The organism is Rufibacter sp. XAAS-G3-1, assembly GCF_013623775.1.
In the GTDB taxonomy this organism is placed as follows: domain Bacteria; phylum Bacteroidota; class Bacteroidia; order Cytophagales; family Hymenobacteraceae; genus Nibribacter.
In genome coordinates, this window is record NZ_JABFAM010000010.1 from 45,333 (window position 1) to 66,708 (window position 21,376).

The window sequence follows — 21,376 nt, forward strand, 5'->3', positions numbered from 1 at the left end:
ACGCAGGTTCTTGCTAGGATCCAGTTTGCAGCACGAAAGATAAAGTTTAAACAAGTTCTAAGGAGGAAGGTGGAGCGTAAACAAAAAAGCCTCTGCTTCTAAGGAAGCAGAGGCTTTAGATAGTAAGGACTAAATATTAATGCACCCCGTGCATTAACTTAACAAGCTTGCGTGAAAACAAGAAAAGAACCAAAGAAGCTAGAGCTGCTATCCCCACAAATATCAAGAAGAAACTTGACATCGTTTGTGTTTTTGCCATCTCGTCAATCATACCAGCCAAGGCGCCGCCAATGTAATTCCCAATAGCAGAGGCTAAGAACCATACACCAAACATAACTCCTATTAATTTCACAGGAGAAAGCTTATTAACAAAGGATAGCCCTACAGGAGAAAGGCAAAGCTCACCCATAGTATGCAATAAATAAGCAAAAACCAACCACAACATGCTAACACCTGCTGACTCAGCACCTTTTGGAATAGATAGTGATCCAAATACCAATACAGCAAAACCTAAAGAAAGCAATAATAAACCTATAGCAAATTTGTAAGGGCCTGCAGGATCAATGTTTTTCTTAGCCAATTTAACCCAAAGCATAGAGAAAAAGGGAGCCAAAGTAAAGATGAAGAAAGCATTAACAGACTGGAACCAAGTGGCTGGCACTTCAAAATCCAGGAAATCTATGGTTCTATCGGTGTACTTGTAGGCGAAAATATTCATGGAAGATCCTGCTTGTTCAAACGCAAGCCAGAAAAGGATAGAAAAGAAGGAGAGTGCTAATATCACCGATAAACGGTCACGTTCAACTTTAGTGAGGGGCTCTTTGGGGGCTTCAACAATTGATTTATCAACTGGCGCAGGTTTCAGCCCTATTTTCCCAAGGGCGCCTTGTCCTAAATAAAACAATATCAAGCCGAAAACCATACCAATACCAGCAGCACCAAAACCCCAGTGCCAGCCTTTGGTCTCACCTAGCCATCCACAGATAAGGGCTCCAAAGAATGCGCCTAGGTTTATACCCATATAAAAGATCGTATAAGCAGAGTCTTTTAACCTACTTCCTTCTGGGTATAATTGACCTACCATAGAAGAAATATTTGGTTTAAAAAATCCGTTGCCAATGATCAATAATCCTAGGCCAGTATAGAAAGCAGGCATAGCTTCAATGGCGAGTGCTCCGTGCCCAAGGGCCATCAATACCCCCCCAATCAGAACGGCGTACCTATAACCTAAAAACCTATCAGCTATAAAGCCCCCAATTAAAGGAGTCACATAGACTAAACCGGTGTAAATTCCATAGAGTTGCCCAGCTTCAGCTGAACTCCAACCTAATCCTCCATCAGAAATCTCAGAAATAAGATAAAGAGTTAAGAGCGCGCGCATACCATAGTAACTGAACCGCTCCCACATCTCCGTAAAGAATAATAGATAGAGAGCCTTAGGGTGTCTCAGATCAAGCTCCGTTGATTGGGTTCCGTAAGGAATGTTGTGCTTACTTACTTGATCAGAAAGTGGATGGTCTTTTTCAGACATAAGATAAGGTTTAAGTGTTGTTTGTTTTCAGGGTTTTGTATTTCTACAAGGGGTAAATATATCATAATAGCGGTAGAAGGGCAAACCGACCGGGTTCACAGACGTTTTTAGAAGAAAGTTTTTCCAAAAGGATAACATACGTTAGTTTTTTTATAAATTTGAGAATCGAATTTCAAAACCACTCTTCCATTTTGAAAAAATAAAAAATAAAGCTTCCTTTATGAAAGAATTTGGTAAAAAGTCAGGCACCATGGATTTAGCAGGCGTAGGCATCATGCAAGCAAAAGAGGTTCTCTGGAATCTTTCACCGGCAGAGTTAGTGGAAGAAGCTCTAAAGAACGGCGAAGGCTATCTGACAGACAATGGCGCTCTAATGTGCGATACCGGTACCTTCACCGGCCGCTCTCCCAAAGACCGCTTTGTGGTACGCGATGCCGAAACGGAGAATTCTGTCTGGTGGGGCGATGTGAACATTGCCTTTGACCCAACCAAGTTTGAAGCCCTGCACCAGAAAATGCTGGCACACCTGGAAGGCTGTAAATTATACGTGCGCGACGCATACGCCGGAGCCCACCCAGAATACCGCCTGAACCTTCGCATCATCAACACCCAGGCCTGGCACAACCTATTCTGCCATAACATGTTCCTTCGCTTGACCGAAGAAGAACTTCAGCACCATACCCCAGATTTTACCATCATCAATGCCCCTGAGTTTTTAGCTGATCCTGCCGTAGACGGTACCCGCCAGAGCAACTTTGCCATTATCAACTTCTCCCGCAAGATGATCTTGTTGGGAGGCACGGGCTATGCCGGCGAAATGAAGAAAGGCATCTTCTCGGTGTTAAACTATTTGTTGCCGCACAAGCGCAACACGCTCTCCATGCACTGCTCGGCCAACGTAGGCCAAGACGGCGACACCGCCATTTTCTTCGGATTATCCGGCACCGGCAAAACCACCTTATCCGCCGACCCCAACCGCGGTTTGATTGGCGACGATGAGCACGGCTGGACGGAAGACAGCGTTTTCAACTTTGAAGGCGGCTGCTACGCCAAAGTCATTGACCTTACCCGCGAAAAAGAACCGCAGATCTGGGATGCCATCCGGTTTGGGGCCATTGTAGAAAATACCCGCTTTAAACCCGGCACCCGCACCGTAGACTACACCAACAAATCCGTCACCGAAAACACCCGCACGGCCTACCCTATCCACCACATTGACAACGCCATTGAACCTTCACGGGCAGACATTCCCAAAAACATCTTCTTCTTAACCGCCGATGCGTTCGGGGTGTTGCCTCCCATCTCGCGCCTAAACAAATGCCAGGCCATGTACCACTTCATCTCGGGCTACACCGCCAAAGTAGCCGGTACCGAGGTGGGCGTGACCGAGCCGCAGACTACCTTCTCCGCTTGTTTCGGCGCGGCTTTCCTGCCCCTGCACCCCACCACCTACGCCGAGATGCTGGGCAAGAAAATGACAGAGAACAACGTGAACGTGTGGCTCGTGAACACCGGTTGGACGGGCGGCGTGTACGGCGTGGGCTCCCGCATGAAACTGGGCTATACCCGGGCCATGATTACCGCCGCCCTAAACGGTGAGTTGAATGGAGTTAATTTCCTCAAACATCCGGTTTTTGGCGTAGAGATGCCAACGTCCTGCCCTAACGTTCCGGCAGACATCCTGAACCCGCGCAACACCTGGGCCGATAAAGATGCCTACGACCACAAAGCCAACGACCTGGCCAAGGCTTTTGTCAAGAATTTCCACAAGTACGCCGATTACGCGAACGAAGAAATACTGGCTGGTGCCCCGCAGATGGCGGTAGAAGCCTAAGAGTTTAATTATTTCCTTCACCTTATTAAAGCCTTCCATGCTATGGAAGGCTTTTTTTATTTCTGAAGCCACTCTTTGGGTTTTTGCCGTATTTTTGGAAAAACACCCTGTAAACAGATTTCCCATGCACCTCTTCTTCACCCCAGACCTGCAACCCACAGACGCGTCTTACACCCTGTCTGAAGAAGAGTCCAAACACTGTGCGCGGGTACTCAGATTGGGGCAAGGTGATGAAGTGACCCTGATTGATGGCCGGGGCGGTTTGTTTAAAGCAGAGATTGCAGAGGCAAACCCTAAGAAAACCAAAATCAGCATTTTAGAATATCGTCCTGAGTACCATAAGCGAGGCTACAGAATCCATATTGCAGTGGCTCCTACCAAAAATATGGATAGAATGGAATGGTTCGTGGAGAAAGCCGTGGAGATGGGCATTGACGAAATCACCTTCCTGCAATGCGCCCGCTCAGAGCGCAAGAACCTGAACCTAGACCGGCTGGAAAAGATTGCCATCAGCGCCATGAAGCAGTCCATGAAGGCGTACCTGCCCACGCTTCACGAACTCACCCGCTACGCAGATTTCATAATGCAGCCTCAAAGCGGACAGCGGTTCATTGCGCATTTGGTGGAAGGTCAGGAACGGCACTCGCTTGCAAAAAGTATTTCAGGCGAAGACACGTACACCATCTTGATTGGGCCGGAGGGTGACTTCAGTCCGGAGGAAGTGGCGCAGGCTCTACAAGCTGGTTACAAACCGGTAACGCTGGGCCAAAGCCGCTTACGCACCGAAACCGCCGCTTTAGCCGCTTGCCATACCATTCACGTACTGTTAGACGTTTAACGTTTTAGGCTTCTTTTCTGAAAAACCATGCAAAAACGGCTTCTTCTCTGGCTTCTTATAGTAATAAGTACCGGTTCCGCGTGGGCGCAGCGTCCCAGCTTTAAGATTGCCCGGCTCAAGTACGGCGGCGGGGGCGACTGGTACGCGAACAAAACTTCGTTGCCCAACCTCATCTCCTTCTGCAACCGCGAACTGAAAGCCAACATCGCCCCGCAGGAGGAAGCGGTGGAGCCCGGCAGCCCCGAGTTGCTGGATTACCCGTTCGTGCACATGACCGGCCACGGCAACGTCATCTTCACCGAGGCCGAAGTCCAGAACCTGCGCAAATATCTTACCAGCGGCGGCTTCCTGCACATTGACGACAACTACGGTCTGGATAAATTCGCCCGGCGCGAAATGAAGAAAGTCTTTCCCGAACTGGATTTTATTGAACTGCCCTTCAACCATCCCGTCTACCACCAGAAGTTCGACTTTCCGCGCGGTTTGCCCAAGATCCACGAGCACGACAACAAACCACCGCAAGGCTTCGGGATTATCTACCAGGGAAGGTTGGTGTGCTATTACTCGTATGAAACGGATTTAGGCAACGGTTGGGAAGACCAAGCGGTGCACAATGACCCGGCAGAGAAACACCAGGCCGCTTTGCGCATGGGCGCCAACCTGGTGTCGTATGCCTTGACCAATTTTTAAATCTTCCTACGGCTTTTCATGAAAATTCTCCTGACGTTGGTTCTGCTGCTATCAGTCAACTGCTTGTTTGCGCAAACCTTTACGCCCCCAGCGTTTCCGAAGACGGGTAAAAACTTCCATTCCTTTGTGCCAGAGAACTGGTTTGTCAAAGACAGCGCCCAAGGCGACCTGAACGGCGATAAAGTAGCAGACAGAGCTTTGGTGTTGGAACTGAAAGCTACTATCAATGAAGTACGACCTGACAGTTCAGTTAATCTAGGAAGCCCTCGGGTACTTCTGATTTTGTTTAAAAACCCCACTTCGGGAGGGTATGAGTTAACGCTTCAGAACAATTCCTTTATTCTACGCCACGGCGAAGGCGGTATGGAACCAGAACCTTATAGAAAAATCAGCATTAAGAATCGGGTACTGGAAATTGTTTTCGAATTTGTACGTAGTAGCGCTACCTATAAATTCAGGTATCAGCAGAATGACTTTAAATTAATTGGCGCTACCTCTGGCGGTACTTCCGGCGGGCAAATTGAAAGTTGGGACATCAACTTCTCTACTAAAAAAGCGCTTCATGCATGGGGCGGCATTTCTGATAAAAACCTAAAACAGGAATGGAAAGCTGTGCCCACTGCCAAACTCAGAAGCCTGAAGGAGATGTTAATGCCTTTTCAGTGGGAAGTACTGCCAAACGTTTTGCTTTAGGAACAACTACTTTTCTAACCACGAACATTGCTTCCCTTAGCCGTTTTTCGCCTGTTTCTACCAAAACTCCCCTAAAACGGCTCCCCTAGTTTTCTCCTGCGCTAATCCGCTCGCAACTCCGCACACTTTTTTGTAATTTTGAGATTGGGGTCGGGTTTTCTGGCCGATGTGTATGGAATTAGCAAGATTAGAAATCAAGGGCTTTAAGAGCTTCGGCGACAAAGTCACCATCAATTTTGACAGCGGCATTACCGGTATTGTAGGGCCCAACGGCTGCGGCAAGTCCAACATTGTGGATGCCATCAGGTGGGTGTTGGGCGAGCAGAAGACGCGGAATTTGCGCTCTGACAAGATGGAGAGCGTGATTTTCAACGGAACCAAGAACCGGAAGCCGCAGCAGCTCGCCGAGGTGTCGCTTACGTTCAACAACAACAAAGGCATTCTGCCCACCGAGTACTCGCAGGTAACCATCACCCGCCGCTACTACCGCTCCGGCGAAAGCGAGTACCTGCTCAACAACGTCACCTGCCGCCTCAAAGACATCAACGACCTGTTCCTAGACACCGGAATTGGCTCTGATTCCTACGCCATCATTGAGCTGAAGATGGTGGATGACATTCTCACGGACAAGGACAACTCGCGCCGCAACCTGTTTGAGGAAGCGGCCGGTATCTCCAAGTTCAAAGTCCGGAAAAAACAGACGCTCAAGAAACTGGAAGAGACCGATGCAGACCTGGAGCGCGTGGAAGACGTGCTGTTCGAGATTGGTAAGAACTTGAAGAGTCTGGAGCGCCAGGCCAAAACCGCTGAACGCTACCTTAACCTCAAAGACGAATACAAGAAACTAAGCCTGGAATACGCCCGCCGCAACATTGGCCACCACCAGGAGGCGCTGGAGCGGTTAGAAAACGAACTGAAGAAAGAAACCGACCGAAAAGGTTCCTATTCTGAAGAGTTGGCCATGCTGGAAGATACCTTGCAGGAGCAGAAATCGCTTTTAGACCGCACCCAATTTGAACTGCAGAACAAGCAGAAAGAAGTAAACGAGCACACAAGTGAGTTGCGCCAGCGGGAGAACGACATCAAGCTGAAGAACGAGCGCAATATGTACCTGCAGGAGCGGGTGAAAACGCTGCACACCCAAATCAACCAGGACACCACCAACATTAGTCAGACCGAGCAAAGCTTGGGCCAGCTGCAGAATGATTTAGAGCAGATTCAGGAAGAGTTGCTTATTTCTGAGGAGCAGCTGGGCATGACCAAAAAGGAACTGGAGCACGTCAATCAGCAGAAAGCCGAGTTACAGAAGGAACTGCAGGAGAAAACCATGGCCCAGCGCCAGGTACAGAACGAGGCGTTCACGGTTAACAAAAGCATTGAGATTACGCAGGTGCAGATGCAGAGCCACCGCCTGGAGCTGGAGCGGCTGCAGCAGATGGAAGGCCACGAGAACGAAATCGCGCAGCAGCATGAATCGGCGCTAGCCGAAACCAAAATCCTGCTGGAAGAAGCGCAGGAAAATCTGGTACAGTTGCAGGAAGCGGAAAACGAGCTTCGGGCGGAGATGACCAAAACCGAGGAAACCCTGCACGAGTATCGGCAACAACTCATTGACCTGAACCGAGAGCACGACGCGAAGAAAAACCAGTACCACCTTATGAAGTCTTTGGTGGACAACCTGGAGGGTTTCCCCGAGGCCATTAAATTCCTGTACAAAGCCGAGAACTGGGAAAAACCCGCCCCGCTCCTCTCAGACATCATCTCCTGCGACCCCGAGTACAAGAACCTGATTGAAACATACCTGGAGCCGTACATGAACTTCTTCGTGGTAGACTCGCCGCATGACGCCGTAGAAGCCATTGAGTTACTGAAAGAGCAGAACAAGGGCCGCGCCAGTTTCATCATTCTCTCTGAGGTGGAGGAAATGGAAATCCCAGACACGCTCAGCACGCCCAAATACAAAGCCGCCCTGGAAGTGGTCGCCGCCGAGGAGAAATACCACTCCCTCCTGCGCTTCATGCTCAGCGAAGTGTACCTCACCGATACCGCCGACACCGAACTGTTTCTCAGCGACGGTCGCACCTATATCTTAACCGATGGCACGGCCATCAAAAAACCGTTGAGCGTGGCCGGTGGTTCGGTGGGTTTGTTTGACGGCAACCGGTTGGGCCGCAAGCAGAACTTGGAGAAACTGGCCGAAGAGCTGGAAACCTTGAAGGAAGGCCAAGACCGCCTGAAAGTGAAGATCACTACGTTGCAGCAGGTGTTGCAAAACCAGAAGGAAAGCACCCAGCAGGAACAGATAAGGGTACAGGAGCGCGACATCAATACCCTGCAGCAGGAATTGGTGAGCCACAAGGTGCGTTATGAGCAGTTCTTGTTGAACCAACAAAACCAGGCCAGCAAGAAAGACGAGTTATTCGATAAAATCCAGGAACTAGGCGATAAACTGGCCGACCTGATGCCGGATGCCGAGAGCAAGAACCTGGCCCTGAAAAGCTTTGAACAGGAGCTTTCTGGTTTAAGCCAGGTTTTGGAAAAACAGAACGAAATCATTACCGAGGTAAGCGGCATCTTCAACCAGGAGAACATCAAGTTCCACCAACTTAAGAACCGCCTGCAAAGCATCCAGCAGGAATTGGCTTATAAGCAGAAAACCGTCATGAACCACCAGGAACGCCTGGTGCAGTTGCAGGACGAACTGAGCCGGGCCGAAGACGAGACGGTTTCCCTGGAACAGTTTGTGGAAGACCAGAACCACTTGTTGGAAGAAGGCCTAGTGGCCCGCAAGGAAATGGCCCGCGAACTGGAAGAGATTGAGAAAGCCTATTTCTCTTTGCGCGGCGAGATAGACGAGAAGGAGAAAAACATACGGGAACTGCAACGCAAAAAGCAGAACACCGACGAGGTGTTCCAGTCCATGAACCAGGCCATCACCGATACCCGCATCAAATTGGTCTCGGTGATTGAGCGCCTCTCTGCGGAGTTCAACATGAACCCCGATGATTTGGCCGAGGCACCTACCGAGAAACTGGACATCACCAATGAGGAGTTGAGCCAGCAAGTGCAAACCGTGAAGCAGAAACTGGAGAACATAGGGCCGGTGAACCCCATGGCCGCCGAGGCTTACCAGGAAATTGACACCCGCAACCAGTTCATCCTCACGCAGAAGAACGACTTGCTGGATGCCAAAAACCAGTTGATGGACACCATCGCGGAGATTGACACCGTGGCCAAGGAGAAATACCTCACCGCTTTTGACCAAATCAAGGAGAACTTCATGCGCGTATTCCGGTCGCTCTTCTCAGATGAAGACACCTGTGACCTGTACATCGCCGACCCCAGCAACCCCTTGGAATCGAAGATTGAAATCATGGCCCGCCCCAAAGGCAAACGCCCGTTGACCATCAACCAGCTTTCGGGCGGGGAGAAAACCTTGACGGCCATTTCATTGCTATTCGCCATTTACCTGCTCAAACCCGCGCCCTTCTGTATTTTCGACGAAGTGGATGCACCGTTGGACGATGCCAACATTGACAAATTCAACAACATTGTGAAGAAGTTCTCCAACGACTCGCAGTTCATAGTGGTGACGCACAACAAACGCACCATGGTGTCTACCGATGTGATTTATGGCATCACCATGCTGGAGGTTGGCGTTTCCAGAGTGATTCCGGTGGATTTGCGTGATTTGGCTCCTGAACCAGAGACCCAGGCGGCATTAACAGCTTAGAAATTTTTGGTTAGATAAAAAATCCTTTTCCGTTTAGCGCCTGTTTTCTCAAAAACAGGCGCTAAACGGAAAAGGATTTTTATAGGAAAAAGAGAATGAATAATTCTTTTTCTCTCCCCCTCCTTCTTTGTCATGCTGAAAGGATCTTGTGGGCAAACTAGAAAGGCGAGGAATAACTGCTATACCGTTCGCCCACAAGATCCTTCCAGGATGACAAAATTTTATTATAGCGTCTATTTACCTCACGCCCTGGCTTGGGAACTTAGGGGTAACGGTGCGGTAAAAGTCTAAGATCTTTTTTAGATCTGCCTCATAATCTCCGGTGGGGTAAATGGTAGGCCCAATGCCGGCTTCTTTTTTGGCGTAATCAAGGTAGCCTAGCAGAATGGGAACACCCGCTCCTACGGCGGTGTGGTAAAAGCCTTTTTTCCAGCGGGGTTGGTACTTGCGGGTTCCCTCGGGCGTGACCATCATCACCATCTCTTCGTTTTCCTTGAAGATGTCAACCATGGCGGTTACCAGGTTGTTGTTCTTTTTCCGGTCAACGGGTACGGCACCCATAGATCTGAGCAGTGCGCCCATCGGGAAAAAGAAGGCTTCTTTTTTGATGGTTAATTTCACGGGCACGTCCATGAGGTAAAAGGCGGCACGGGCATAGATGAAATCCCAGTTACTGGTGTGCGGAGCCGCAATCATAATGGCCTGTTTCATACCCGGCGGCATGCTTCCTTTCAACTTCCAACCGGCAACCTTAAAAATAACCTTCGCTAATGCTTTACCAAACATAGATTTTACGTGAGTACAACTACAATATTACAAAAAAAACCAGCTTTATAGCTGGTTTCTCATTGTATTATGGTTAACGGGAAGACAGTTGGAATTTACGTTCCCGGAACAGATATACCTGCAAGCCTATATTCACCGAAGGCCCCCATTCCGTTACCTTTCTGTTTCCTTCGGTTGGTCTTTTTTCCTGGTAATACGAGAACATGACGGCTGGCTCAATGGCTACTTTGGGATTGATGAAGATGGCGTATCCCACTCCGCCCTTGAATTCAGCGAGATCCGTTTTGGTACTGTTGGGTCTATTGTTGACCCCAACGGCAGCACTGGCTTCGCCATAAAAGCCATTATCCAGGTAATAGCGGGCAAAAGGCCCCACCAAGATGTTGGTAGCCTGGGTTGGAATCTGGTCATCCATCTCTTCTTTGTAATGGTAGACGGTTCCTTTCATCCCTAATGCCACATCACTGAGAACGAAGTAGCCTATTTTGGCATCCAGATCAAACTGCTGCCGATGCCCGGAAATAGGTTCACCACTACTGCTGATGTTGATTTGTTTGTAGGAGCCAGACACGCTTCCGCCTACCATCAAGGTGCGCTGGAATATTTTGGCTGGTATCAGGGTACCCCGGTTTTCCTGAGCCCGGGCTTGAATACATGTCAGAAGTAAAATGCTTGCGTAAAGCAACTTTCTCATAAAACCAAAATAGAGGTAAAACGCATCCTGTAAGATGACTCATACGGAAAGGAAAGGAAGGAAATCTATACAATAATACTATTATATAGAACTATGAATAGATTAATTTACCTCAGGCTTCATCAAAGCCTCAATCTCCTGGGAAAGCCCCATGGTGTAGTCATAGCCGATGGTGTACATTTCCTTGGCTTTCTTGAGATCATAGATATTGAATTCGGCCAGTTTGGGAGGCTCCAACAGCAGATCGCAAAGCGCAACCCGGCTCTGGATGTTGGCGTGCAGGGCCAAGTGGAAGATGCGCTCCGTTACCTGTCTTATGCCGGTGATCTCGGCGTTGTGGGGCGTGGGGTTTACGTGCACCCCAATGATTTTATCGCACTCGCCGGTAATGCATTCCACCGGCAGATTATTGATGAGGCCGCCGTCTACCAGCATCCTTTTCTCCAATTGCATGGGTTTAAACAAGACCGGCACGGCCGAAGATGCTTTCAACGCTTCTACCAGGGAGCCTTTGGTGAAGTAGACCGTGCAGCCTTCTACCAGATCCAGGGCAGAGATAGTCAATTTGATAGGAAGTTCCTCAAACGTGCGGCCCTGCAAATGCTCTTCAAAGATTTTGTGCAGCGCCTGGGTATGCAGAATACCTCTGTTTAGCGCAGGCTTGAATAATCTAGGCAAGGGCAAATCAATGACCAATTGGAGCACTTCGGCCGGAGAAAACCCGGCGGCAAAGAAAGCCCCCACAATTGCCCCAGAACTTACCCCGGAGATAGCATGAATGGAAACCCCTATTTCCTGCAACGCCTGCAGTACCCCCAAATGCGCGACTCCTCTGGCGGCCCCGCCAGACAAACAAATTCCTAACTTCTGCATCCGCTATAACGCCGACAAAGGGAAAACCTGGTCTACCCGTACTCCTTTGTCGGTGTGCTTTACGGTGCAGCATTCATTTTGGACGTCGTGCTCAAAGAATAATACCCAGTTTTCATCGGCGGCCTGCTTCAGAAATCTCTCTTTCTCTTGCAAAGTCAGCAGCGGTCTGGTGTCATAGCCCATCACGTACGGGAGCGGCAAATGCCCTACCGACGGCAACAGATCGGCCACAAAACAGAGGGTACGGCCTTTGTACTGTAGCCTAGGCAGCATCATTTTGTCGGTATGCCCGTCTACGTACGTCACTTCAAACCCGGGAAAAAACTGCTCCTGGCCTACTGTCAGGAATTCCAGTTGTCCGCTCTCCTGTATGGGCAGAATGTTCTCCTTGATAAAACTCGCCTTCTCCCGGGGGTTAGGCTCGGTGGCCCAAGCCCAATGGTCCTGGTTGCTCCAGTAGCGGGCCTTGGGGAAAACCGTTTCCAGGCTGCTTCCGTCTTTGCCGTACTTGACAGAACCGCCGCAGTGGTCAAAGTGCAGGTGCGTCAGAAAAACATCGGTCACATCAGAAAACCCGAACCCCGCTTGGTGCAATGATTTCTCCAGCGAGTAATCTCCGTGCAGGTAATAGTGGCTGAAGAATTTGGCATCCTGCTTGGCCCCTATCCCGTTGTCAATCAAAATAAGCCGGTTGCCGGCTTCCACCAGCAGGCAGCGCATGGCCCAGGAGCAGAGGTTGTTTTCGTCTGCCGGGTTGGTGCGCTGCCAGATGGATTTAGGAACCACGCCAAACATGGCACCACCGTCTAATTTGAAATTTCCGGTATGAATGGGATACAGATTCAAGGCCATGCCTGGGTATTTTTAGTCTGTTTTCTGAAAAAGAGGGCTAAAATAGAATTACTCTGTAACCACGCCCATCTCGCCGAACTTCTCAATGCGTTGCATGATACGGTCTTCGGGCGAAAAGGCTTCCAACTTTTCAAGGGTGGAGAAAATCTTTTTCTGCAGAGTCCTGATCATTTTCTCGGGGTCAACGTGTGCGCCTCCCAGCGGTTCTTTGATGATGCCGTCAATTAATTTATTGCCCAGCATGTCTTTGGCTGTGAGTTTCATGGCTTCCGCAGCCTGCTCTTTGTAGTTCCAACTTCTCCAAAGAATTGTGGAACAGTTTTCCGGTGAAATCACCGAATACCAGGTATTTTCCAGCATGAAAACTTTATCGCCAATGCCAATGCCCAGGGCTCCGCCCGAGGCACCTTCGCCAATGACAATGCAGATTACCGGCACCTTGAGCATGAACATCTCTTTCAGGTTACGGGCAATGGCCTCGCCCTGTCCTCTTTCCTCCGCTTCCAAGCCCGGGAATGCGCCCGGGGTATCAATGAAAGTAATGATGGGCTTGTTGAATTTCTCGGCTAGTTTCATCAGGCGAAGCGCCTTGCGGTACCCCTCGGGGTTGGCCATCCCGAAATTACGGTACTGGCGCTCTTTGGTGTTCCGGCCTTTCTGCTGACCGATGAACATGACCGTTTTGCCGTTGATCTCGCCAAAACCACCTACCATCGCTTTGTCATCGCGCACATTGCGGTCGCCGTGCAGCTCTATAAAGGTGGGAGAAAGTCCCTTTATATAATCTAAGGTGTAGGGTCTCTCTACGTGCCGGGAAAGTTGTACCCGTTGCCAGCGGGTAAGGTTGGCGTAGGTCTCTTTCTTAAGCGCCTTAATCTTCTCCTCTAGTGCCGTAACCGCCTCGCTCACGTCCACCTGGCTCTCAGAGGCCAGCTTTTTCATTTCGGCTAATTTTCCTTCCAGAGAAGCAATGGGTTGTTCAAAATCTAACAGCATAGTAATGCCCCTTACGTTTAGCTAAAGTGTGACTACAAAGGTAAACGAAACTTGCAAAGTTTAGTAGTACGAGTTTTTTCAAGTTTTTGACTTAAAATTTTCGGTTTGACAGTGAACCGGTTAGCATTTAGTACCTCTTTCTTTTGGCCTTTTTTAGGGGTATTTGTTGTGCGGTAACAATCTGCCCCCCATATTTGCATCATCAAACGGAGACAACGGGTCTCCGGAAGATGTTGGTCCGGTAGTTCAGTTGGTTAGAATGCCGCCCTGTCACGGCGGAGGTCGCGGGTTCGAGTCCCGTCCGGACCGCAGTTTAAAAGAGTCCCTTCACTTCTTGTGAGGGGACTCTTTTGTTTTAGGTGCCTTTGGCTCCGCTCAAACGGCTTGATGCTTGTTTAGCGAAGGCGTTAAATGCTTTAAGCTGTTTAGAAGCCTCTTTTCAGAAAACAGCCCTAAAACAGACACTTTCTTAATAAGGGTGGCTTTATAGACACTGATGATACATGTGAAATACACCTATGGGGCCAGAGGCGAGCTAAGGAAATCTTTAAAGGTCTTGCGAATGAATCACAGGCACACAAAATAGTGTAACCAGTTAATTGCCAAGGCAAAACCGAGTCTTCACACTATATCAATAGAGAGTAAAGCACTTACTCATTCTCCTGAAACAGCTTCTCTATTTTAATATTTGGAAACTTTATGTTGCATCGTAAAAATTAACTCTACATATTTGCAGCATCAAACGGGGACAACGGGTCTCCGGAAGATGTTGGTCCGGTAGTTCAGTTGGTTAGAATGCCGCCCTGTCACGGCGGAGGTCGCGGGTTCGAGTCCCGTCCGGACCGCAGTTTAAAAGAGTCCCTTCACTCCTTGTGATGGGACTCTTTTGTTTTAGGTGCCTTTGGCTCCGCAAATAAACGATTGAACCACCTCAGAGTTTTTATGTTTAAATTTCATCTTTGCGCTGCAAATGACCATAAAAAGAACCTGCGGTTGCGTCGCATCGTGGCGCTGCTACGCTGCTCAAAAACGCTTCTGCAGAACCTTTCTCTGGTTAACTGAGCCAGCAAACCTCAAAATTAAACAAGCTCTAAGGACTGGTTTCAATACTAAGGAGGAGCATCAAAGTAAAACATACAGATTGTCATCCTGGAAGGATTCTGTGGGCAAGCGAGAGAGTCATTTGGTTAGCACTACTGCCGTTCGCCACCAAGATCCTTCCAAGATGACAGTAAAAAAGAATGTTCCTTATTTCTGACCTTGTACTTAACCCTGATGTTACGCGGGAGCCTAGCCCCCCCCTGCGTAGAAGAGGAGCTAGGCTCCTGCGTTTGGGGGCTGTTTTGCGAAAAATGAGCCTAAAACGAAGAAACCTAACCTATAAGGTCTTTAAGACTCACAGGTGTGGAACCCACTATTGTTGTGCGTAGAGTTAGCCAGAGCGCTCTACGCACCTTTGGACAGCCAATCTCCTGATGGGCGAGCCATCGGCGCAGACGCTCGCAGGTCTTCCAGACGCTACGAGGCCTTATGGAGCGAGGTATTACAGGGGAGTAAGCCAACAAAAAACTGGCGCAAGTCTCAGAACTCGTGACAAAGGATGAAGCGCGTCTCCAGACTCGCCGGGAACCACTGGCACGTTTGCGTAACGGCCGTTAACTTTAGGATAAGAGCTTGTTTGAATCTTGGCTTCGTAAGCTCAACTAGCTAGAGTGAGGTTCTGCGGATTGGTTTCTGAGCCTCGTAGCAGCGCTACGAAAGAAAGGAAAGCGTTTTCGCAGGTTCTCTCTATGGCCGTTTGCAGCACGAAAGACAAAATTTAAACATGCTCTAACAGGCATAAAACCGTGCTATTAAGAAGGATCAAAACTTTCGAAGCTTCCGTCTGAGTAGAAAAGCATCACCTTCACTAGCCTTTTAGTTTCTGCGTCTTTTACATCTTTTATCGCAGAACCCGCCCTTTCACTTCTTTGCCCCCTACCTCTATCCTGATCTAAGGAATTGGACACCCCATTTCTGACGTGGGCAGACGGCTGTTCCTTATAGTTTGCCCCCCTATTAGAAGTAGACGGTATGCCACCTAACATGTCCCCTTCACCTGAGAGGAGCCACATGGGAGAGATGTCAGGAAAACGGGAAATCATTTTCTGCACCACCTCCAGACTGGCCTTGTTCCTGGCAGATAGAATGTGGCTAATGACAGGCCTTGCGACGCCAATCTCATCAGCAAAAGCAGTCGGCCCTAAAGAGCTCCAACTAATTACTTCCTGAATTCTAGATAATAATTCTGACACGTTAACTTGATATTAAAAGCAAACCAAATGTAAACAGATTTTACTTAATGCTGCGTCATGCAAGGTGGAATTTACAAAATATTTTCAAAACATAAGTAAATTTCTTTTATGAAACACAAATGTAAACTGACGTTAATTTACATTTATGAACTACAAAAATAACAAATATTTACCTTTATTTAGTATTTACATAAGTTAATTAACTAATAGTTTACATTTGTTAAGCACATTCTCCCCACGATTATAGCCTATCCTGCTGGATCACATCAACAGAAAAACTTTCACCAACAGCATCAGGCACTCCTGCATTCTATGAACCTGTTTAGTATTTTTCATTAACCGGCATTTAACGCCGTTTCTCTGCGGCAAGTGTTCGCTGGTGCCGTCGTTTTTAGGCTATTTTCATGAAAACAGCCTAAAAACAAATGGTTTATCTGTGCATTATTGCATACATCCGCTGGCACCCCGTTTATAGGCTTCTTTTATGAAAACAGGCCAAAAACTCTAAACAGCTTCTATGTTTAACCTGAAGATTGAAGAAGAACTTCAGCAGAGGTCTACAAACGAGATCAACTTTTGAAGACACAATTTAATAAAAGCTGAAGGAAGCAGTTTGGAGCCTGCCATTTTGTTTCTGGCGCAAGCGCCCGCTTGTGTCCGCACGCATTGCATATCTCTGCTCCAGTTAAGGCTGTTTACAGCCTACTTTTGGGAAAACAGGCTGTAAACAGATTCAATTAATGATTTGATGAGGACGCTTGCCCCAGAAATTGCTTGCAATACAGCTATTGCATGATGTATGCGCCTTGGAAGGAGATGGTGGAGCGCCAGAACCCACCCTTACTCCTCCAAGAGGGGAATACGCCTTCGCCGGGGATTACATTTTTGGAAAGATAGGAATGCGTGGCAGTGACAAGGCAGTACCTAGTCTCTACAGGTTCTATCATCACCACTATTGCTACTTCTTCCAGTTCCAGTCTTCCCCGAGCGCGCCTCGCTTTTGGCCCTGAACAGACACCAACTAAGAGCGAATATCTTCTCAGGCCGAAAGGGCAGTGCGAGAGGGGAAGACGGGGCCCCGCGGCCGTGAGCGCATACCGCCAAAGATGAAACAATACAGTACTTGCACCCACGCAAAAGCAGCCATGCCAAGGGAACAGCAAAAGGCGTGCACCCACCAATACCCACGCAAAAGCGGGCAAGCCAAGACAACACCGTAAGGCGGGCCCCACCAATCTCCCTAATGAAGCCAGCCCCGGGCAAAAGCCAAAGTGCAGAAAGAAACCGACAAGGGTCTAAATCGGCTTTTGAAACCCTAAACAGGTTAGTTGCTGATTCCTACCCTACAAAACCTGAGCCTAACAGCAGTGGCTTATCAGCCTTTAGATATATATTTTACACCCTGTAGAGACCACATGAAGCCGGTAGGGCCACCCACTTGCTTAAACTATAAGCAAGTGGGTGGCCCTACTGGTGGTACCTGACTTCAAGTAACTTATCTAAAATAAGCCATCTCTAAGTCACGGTCATGGTTGTAGATATCATCGCGGAAGTGGATAGCACCGTTGTCATCTACCCATGCCGTGAAATACACAATGTACACCGGCACTTTGGCCGAGAGGTTCACATACTTCTCTTGCCCGCCGTGCATGGCCGCTTGAATAGCAGAGGGTGTCCACTGTTTCTGGTCTTTCAGCAGGTACTGGGCCATCTCAAAAGGCTTCTCAATCCTGATACACCCGTGGCTGAACCCACGCTCCGTTTGGTTGAACAAATGGTCTGCAGGCGTATCATGAAAGTACACGTTATGCTCATTGGGGAAGATAAACTTCACGAATCCCAAGGGGTTCTTACTGCCCGGACGCTGCCGCACCCTGTATTTGAACTTCTCATCTACGGAGTACCAGTCCACCGATGACGGGGAAAGCACTTCTACTTTATTATTGCCAATGTCTTTCACCAATTCCATGTCATTACTGGCTAAGTAATTGGGGTTTCTGGCTTGGGCTGGAGCTATTTCTTCGGCCAGAATCTGGGGAGTGACGTTCCAGTAAGGGTAGAAAACAATGTACTCCAGTTTGTCACTGAAGACGGGCGTGGCGTGCATTTCTTTTCCTACCACCACTTTCATACTCAGCACTTCCTTCTCTTTCTCATACACGTGCAGCATGTACTCCGGAATATTGATGAACACATACTTGTCTTCAAAGCGCTTGGGCACCCAGCGCCAGCGTTCCATATTGATGATGATCTGGTCAATCCGTTCCTCAATGGGGATATTCATCACCCGCAACGTCTCTCCGCCCACTACGCCGTCAGGTTTCAGGCCATGGCGTATCTGGAAGCTTTTCACCGCCGTAGCCAAGGCAGGGTCATAGATTCTGCTCTGGGGAGAGTTGTCACCCGGTTTACCAAGTATTCTGTGCCGAAGCGTCAAAACCGCCGTGGCAGAGTCGCCGGGCTTTAGCATTTTAGTTTCAAGCTGAACCTTGGGCCAGCCCCCCTGTTGCTTGACCAGTCTGTACTGCTTCAACGCTTCGCGTAAACGGATGTACCCCGTGTGCAACGCCTCAAACTCATAGTAAGGGTAGCGGCTTTCCCGTTCCTTGAGAATGGTTTGCAGGGCCTTATGCAACTTTATTTTGTTTTTCTTTACCGCCCAATCAATATTATCTACGCTGCGCGGATCTACCGTTCCGCGGTAAAAGTCACTGGCGTAATTGAAATAGGAAGCGGTTAAGGTCACATCCAGTTCTTCCTGCAGTTTGTGGCGCACAGAATCACCCTTGGCCTGCTCCAGCGCCTGAAACATTTGTGTAAGATCCTTTCTGACATAGTCCTTGGGGTCTAACCCTTCTTCGTGGGCTCTTTTGATCACTTCCACAAATTTGAAGGCCTGGGGCACCAGCTCACCGTCTTTAAACCAGGCGAAACGGTATTGCCGTTCCCGGTAAAACAGTTTCATCAAGTCCAGGTGTTTCTTGAACGCAGGATCGCTTTTGGTGAACGTCACCACGTAGACACTGTCGGTCTGCTGGGGAAACTCTTTGGACGCCGCCAACGCTATTTTCTTTTGTTGCTTATCGCCAGACTTCGCGCAGGCCGTCACCAGCACCAAGGTCATCATCAAAAGCAGGAGAAGAGGAAAAAGTGATCTATTTGATTTCATAAGGGTTGATTCTATCATAGAGATGTGGTACTTATACCTTCAAAGACCTAAAAAAGTTAAGTGACAGCAAGAGGATATAATTGGACTAAAATAATAATTCCTGTAGCTACACTCAACCAAACGCAAGAGGAGGATCTCTTAAGCCAAAACGATGCCAGACATGTGACTGAAGCACAGAAACCTTTCTTTTCAAAAGTTTTATTCTTGCCTCTGCTTCCGTGTCAGCTTAGTTCTCTCCTGTAGGGCTCTACCTCTATGATCGCTCACTTAATTTAATTAAAATGGATTTTAGCAACAATCCCCAGACCAAACCGTTCCAAGACCCGCACAGCTTTTCAACGCCCGAAGAAGCTGTACTCCAGCATGTAGACTGGCACCTGACCGTAGATTTCCGGCGGAAGAAGATTACCGGCACCGGCGTTTACCACATCCAACATCGGCAAGCCGACCAGATCATTTTTGACATCCATCACCTGCAGATCACGCACGTCTGGCTGGAGGAGGAAGAAAAGGAAACGGAGTACACCTTCACAGAAGAAAAGCCGTTTCTGGGCCAGGGATTGAAAATACCGCTGAAACCAGAAACCAGGAAAATTCAAATTGGTTTTGAGACTACGCCGGGCTCAGCGGCTTTGCAGTGGCTGGAACCTTCCCAAACCGCCGGTAAAACGCAGCCCTTCCTGTTTACCCAGTCGCAGGCCATTCTGGCGCGCACCTGGCTCCCGTGCCAGGACAGTCCCCGCGTTCGGTTCACCTACACGGCCCGGGTGCAGGTGCCTTCTCACTTGCTGCCCCTCATGAGCGCCCACAACCACCAGGAGAGAAACAAGGACGGAATCTACTTCTTCCAAATGGCGCAGCCCATTCCGTCTTACCTCCTTTCTCTGGCGGTGGGAGATCTGGTTTTTGCCCCCCTTGGCGAACGGTGCGGGGTGTACGCAGAACCAGCCACCCTGGAAGCCGCTACGTATGAGTTCGCGGAGACCGAGCAGATGCTGGCCGCCGCCGAGCAGTTGTACGGCCCTTACCAGTGGGGACGGTATGACCTGCTGATATTACCCCCCAGTTTTCCCTTCGGTGGCATGGAGAACCCCAAACTTACCTTCGCCACGCCCACCATCATAGCCGGAGACCGCTCCCTCACCAGTTTGGTGGCCCATGAGTTGGCGCATTCGTGGTCGGGCAATCTGGTGACCAACGCGACCTGGAATGATTTCTGGCTCAACGAAGGCTTCACCGTTTACTTTGAGCGCCGGATCATGGAAGCCCTCCACGGCCGTGACTATGCCCAAATGCTCCACACGCTGGGGTATCAGGAGTTACTGCACACCTTAGACGAACTAAGCAATACCCCGCAGGACACCTGCCTCAAACTCCACCTGGAGAACCGCAACCCAGACGAAGGCCTCACCGAGATCGCCTACGAGAAAGGCAATCTGTTTCTGCGCCATCTGGAGTCTCTGGTGGGCCGGGAAAAGTTTGACGCCTTTGTGCACCGCTACTTCAGCACGTTCCAGTTTCAGTCCATGGACACGGCCCGTTTTGAGCTGTTTTTGGAAAAAGAGCTCCTAAACGAAAACGAAGCCCTTACGCAGAGGTTAAATGCTACAGCCTGGATTCACGCGCCCGGTATTCCTGCGGGAGTTGCCCCGGTAAAAACAGCCCTCTTTGAGAAAGTAGCGACTGAACTGGAAAAGTGGGTAACGGGCACCCCCCCTCAAGAACTCCCCACCACTCACTGGAGCACGCACGAATGGCTGTATTTCCTAACCAACTTGCCCAAGAATTTAACTCTCCCGCAGATGCAAGAACTGGACGAAGCCTTTGGGTTTACCTCCTCCAAAAACGCCGAGATTCAGGCAGAATGGCTTAAACACGCGGTTACGCAGCAGTACAAAGAGGCGTTCCCGGCACTGGAAACCTTTCTGGTACGGGTAGGAAGACGCAAGTTTCTGCTGCCTTTATACAAAACCTTGCTCCAAACAGCGGAAGGAACTGCGTTGGCAAAGGAGATTTACAAGAAAGCCCGCCCCAATTATCACTCCGTTTCCACCAGTTCACTGGACGCGCTTCTTCTTTAGAGGATTTGGCCGTCTTGGGAAAGTAATGGTAAACTAAAACAGAACACTCGCCAGAGGCGAGCGAGTGAAACCATTGCTTTTTAAGGGTTACCAAGAAAATCCCTGTAAAGCAGAACAGCCCGTCAGTATTTACCTAACGGGCTGTTCTGCTTTACAGGAGGAATGGATTAATGATTTTCGGCTTTTCTGTTTACTGTGGTTTCCGCAATCATGGTCAGCTTTTCGTCGGTCATTTTCTCCTGGTTCAGGATTTCTCCTATTTATCTTTCTCCCGCGGGTTGATCCGTAAGGGCCGTTTATGCCGTATAAAAA

14 protein-coding genes and 2 tRNA genes are annotated in these 21,376 nt (G+C 49.1%); 8 read left to right on the forward strand and 8 right to left on the reverse strand.

The genetic code is table 11. The features are described from left to right. Positions 1–136 precede the first annotated feature (136 nt). On the reverse strand, positions 137–1,531 hold the full coding sequence (locus HHO50_RS12940) for a peptide MFS transporter (protein WP_181306483.1): 1,395 nt from the start codon (positions 1,529–1,531) through the stop codon (positions 137–139). Between the two features lie 220 nt (positions 1,532–1,751). Here HHO50_RS12940 and pckA point away from each other — a divergent pair, with 220 nt between their 5' ends. The 5 genes from pckA to smc all read left to right on the forward strand — a co-directional run bounded on the left by pckA (position 1,752) and on the right by smc (position 9,319). Beyond that, entirely contained in the window at positions 1,752–3,365 is a 1,614-nt protein-coding gene (gene pckA / locus HHO50_RS12945) for a phosphoenolpyruvate carboxykinase (ATP) (RefSeq protein WP_181306484.1), read from the forward strand. Between the two features lie 124 nt (positions 3,366–3,489). After that, positions 3,490–4,203 (forward strand): 16S rRNA (uracil(1498)-N(3))-methyltransferase, encoded by a 714-nt coding sequence (locus tag HHO50_RS12950; protein ID WP_181306485.1) that lies wholly within the window; start codon positions 3,490–3,492, stop codon positions 4,201–4,203. Between the two features lie 27 nt (positions 4,204–4,230). Continuing rightward, entirely contained in the window at positions 4,231–4,893 is a 663-nt protein-coding gene (locus HHO50_RS12955) for a DUF4159 domain-containing protein (RefSeq protein WP_181306486.1), read from the forward strand. Positions 4,894–5,019: 126 nt separating this feature from the next. Beyond that, positions 5,020–5,586, forward strand: a complete 567-nt coding sequence (locus HHO50_RS12960; RefSeq protein ID WP_181306487.1) for a hypothetical protein — start codon at positions 5,020–5,022, stop codon at positions 5,584–5,586. Between the two features lie 172 nt (positions 5,587–5,758). After that, entirely contained in the window at positions 5,759–9,319 is a 3,561-nt protein-coding gene (gene smc / locus HHO50_RS12965) for a chromosome segregation protein SMC (protein ID WP_181306488.1), read from the forward strand. A 237-nt stretch (positions 9,320–9,556) separates the two neighbouring features. Here smc and HHO50_RS12970 read toward each other — a convergent pair whose 3' ends face one another. The 5 genes from HHO50_RS12970 to HHO50_RS12990 all read right to left on the reverse strand — a co-directional run bounded on the left by HHO50_RS12970 (position 9,557) and on the right by HHO50_RS12990 (position 13,520). Next, entirely contained in the window at positions 9,557–10,105 is a 549-nt protein-coding gene (locus tag HHO50_RS12970) for a lysophospholipid acyltransferase family protein (protein WP_181306489.1), read from the reverse strand. A gap of 73 nt (positions 10,106–10,178) precedes the next feature. Continuing rightward, positions 10,179–10,799, reverse strand: a complete 621-nt coding sequence (locus HHO50_RS12975; RefSeq protein ID WP_181306490.1) for a hypothetical protein — start codon at positions 10,797–10,799, stop codon at positions 10,179–10,181. Between the two features lie 102 nt (positions 10,800–10,901). Then, entirely contained in the window at positions 10,902–11,672 is a 771-nt protein-coding gene (locus HHO50_RS12980; protein WP_181306491.1) for a patatin-like phospholipase family protein, read from the reverse strand. A 3-nt stretch (positions 11,673–11,675) separates the two neighbouring features. Continuing rightward, complete coding sequence (locus tag HHO50_RS12985; RefSeq protein ID WP_370457589.1) at positions 11,676–12,524, reverse strand: MBL fold metallo-hydrolase; 849 nt, start codon at positions 12,522–12,524, stop codon at positions 11,676–11,678. A gap of 48 nt (positions 12,525–12,572) precedes the next feature. Continuing rightward, positions 12,573–13,520, reverse strand: coding sequence for an acetyl-CoA carboxylase carboxyltransferase subunit alpha (locus HHO50_RS12990; RefSeq protein ID WP_181306492.1), 948 nt, complete (start codon positions 13,518–13,520; stop codon positions 12,573–12,575). A gap of 235 nt (positions 13,521–13,755) precedes the next feature. On the opposite strand from HHO50_RS12990, the gene HHO50_RS12995 reads away from it, so the two are divergent. Beyond that, positions 13,756–13,829 (forward strand) — tRNA-Asp (locus HHO50_RS12995). A 462-nt stretch (positions 13,830–14,291) separates the two neighbouring features. Further along, positions 14,292–14,365: transfer RNA gene (locus HHO50_RS13000), tRNA-Asp, on the forward strand. A 1,008-nt stretch (positions 14,366–15,373) separates the two neighbouring features. On the opposite strand, the gene HHO50_RS13005 is transcribed toward HHO50_RS13000, so the two are convergent. Then, the gene (locus tag HHO50_RS13005; RefSeq protein ID WP_181306493.1) at positions 15,374–15,814 is read right to left on the reverse strand and encodes a helix-turn-helix transcriptional regulator; all 441 of its coding nucleotides are present in this window, start codon (positions 15,812–15,814) and stop codon (positions 15,374–15,376) included. A 1,495-nt stretch (positions 15,815–17,309) separates the two neighbouring features. Continuing rightward, positions 17,310–18,983 (reverse strand): murein L,D-transpeptidase, encoded by a 1,674-nt coding sequence (locus HHO50_RS13010; protein ID WP_181306494.1) that lies wholly within the window; start codon positions 18,981–18,983, stop codon positions 17,310–17,312. A gap of 281 nt (positions 18,984–19,264) precedes the next feature. Here HHO50_RS13010 and HHO50_RS13015 point away from each other — a divergent pair, with 281 nt between their 5' ends. Continuing rightward, positions 19,265–21,064, forward strand: a complete 1,800-nt coding sequence (locus HHO50_RS13015; protein WP_181306495.1) for a M1 family metallopeptidase — start codon at positions 19,265–19,267, stop codon at positions 21,062–21,064. Positions 21,065–21,376 lie beyond the last annotated feature (312 nt).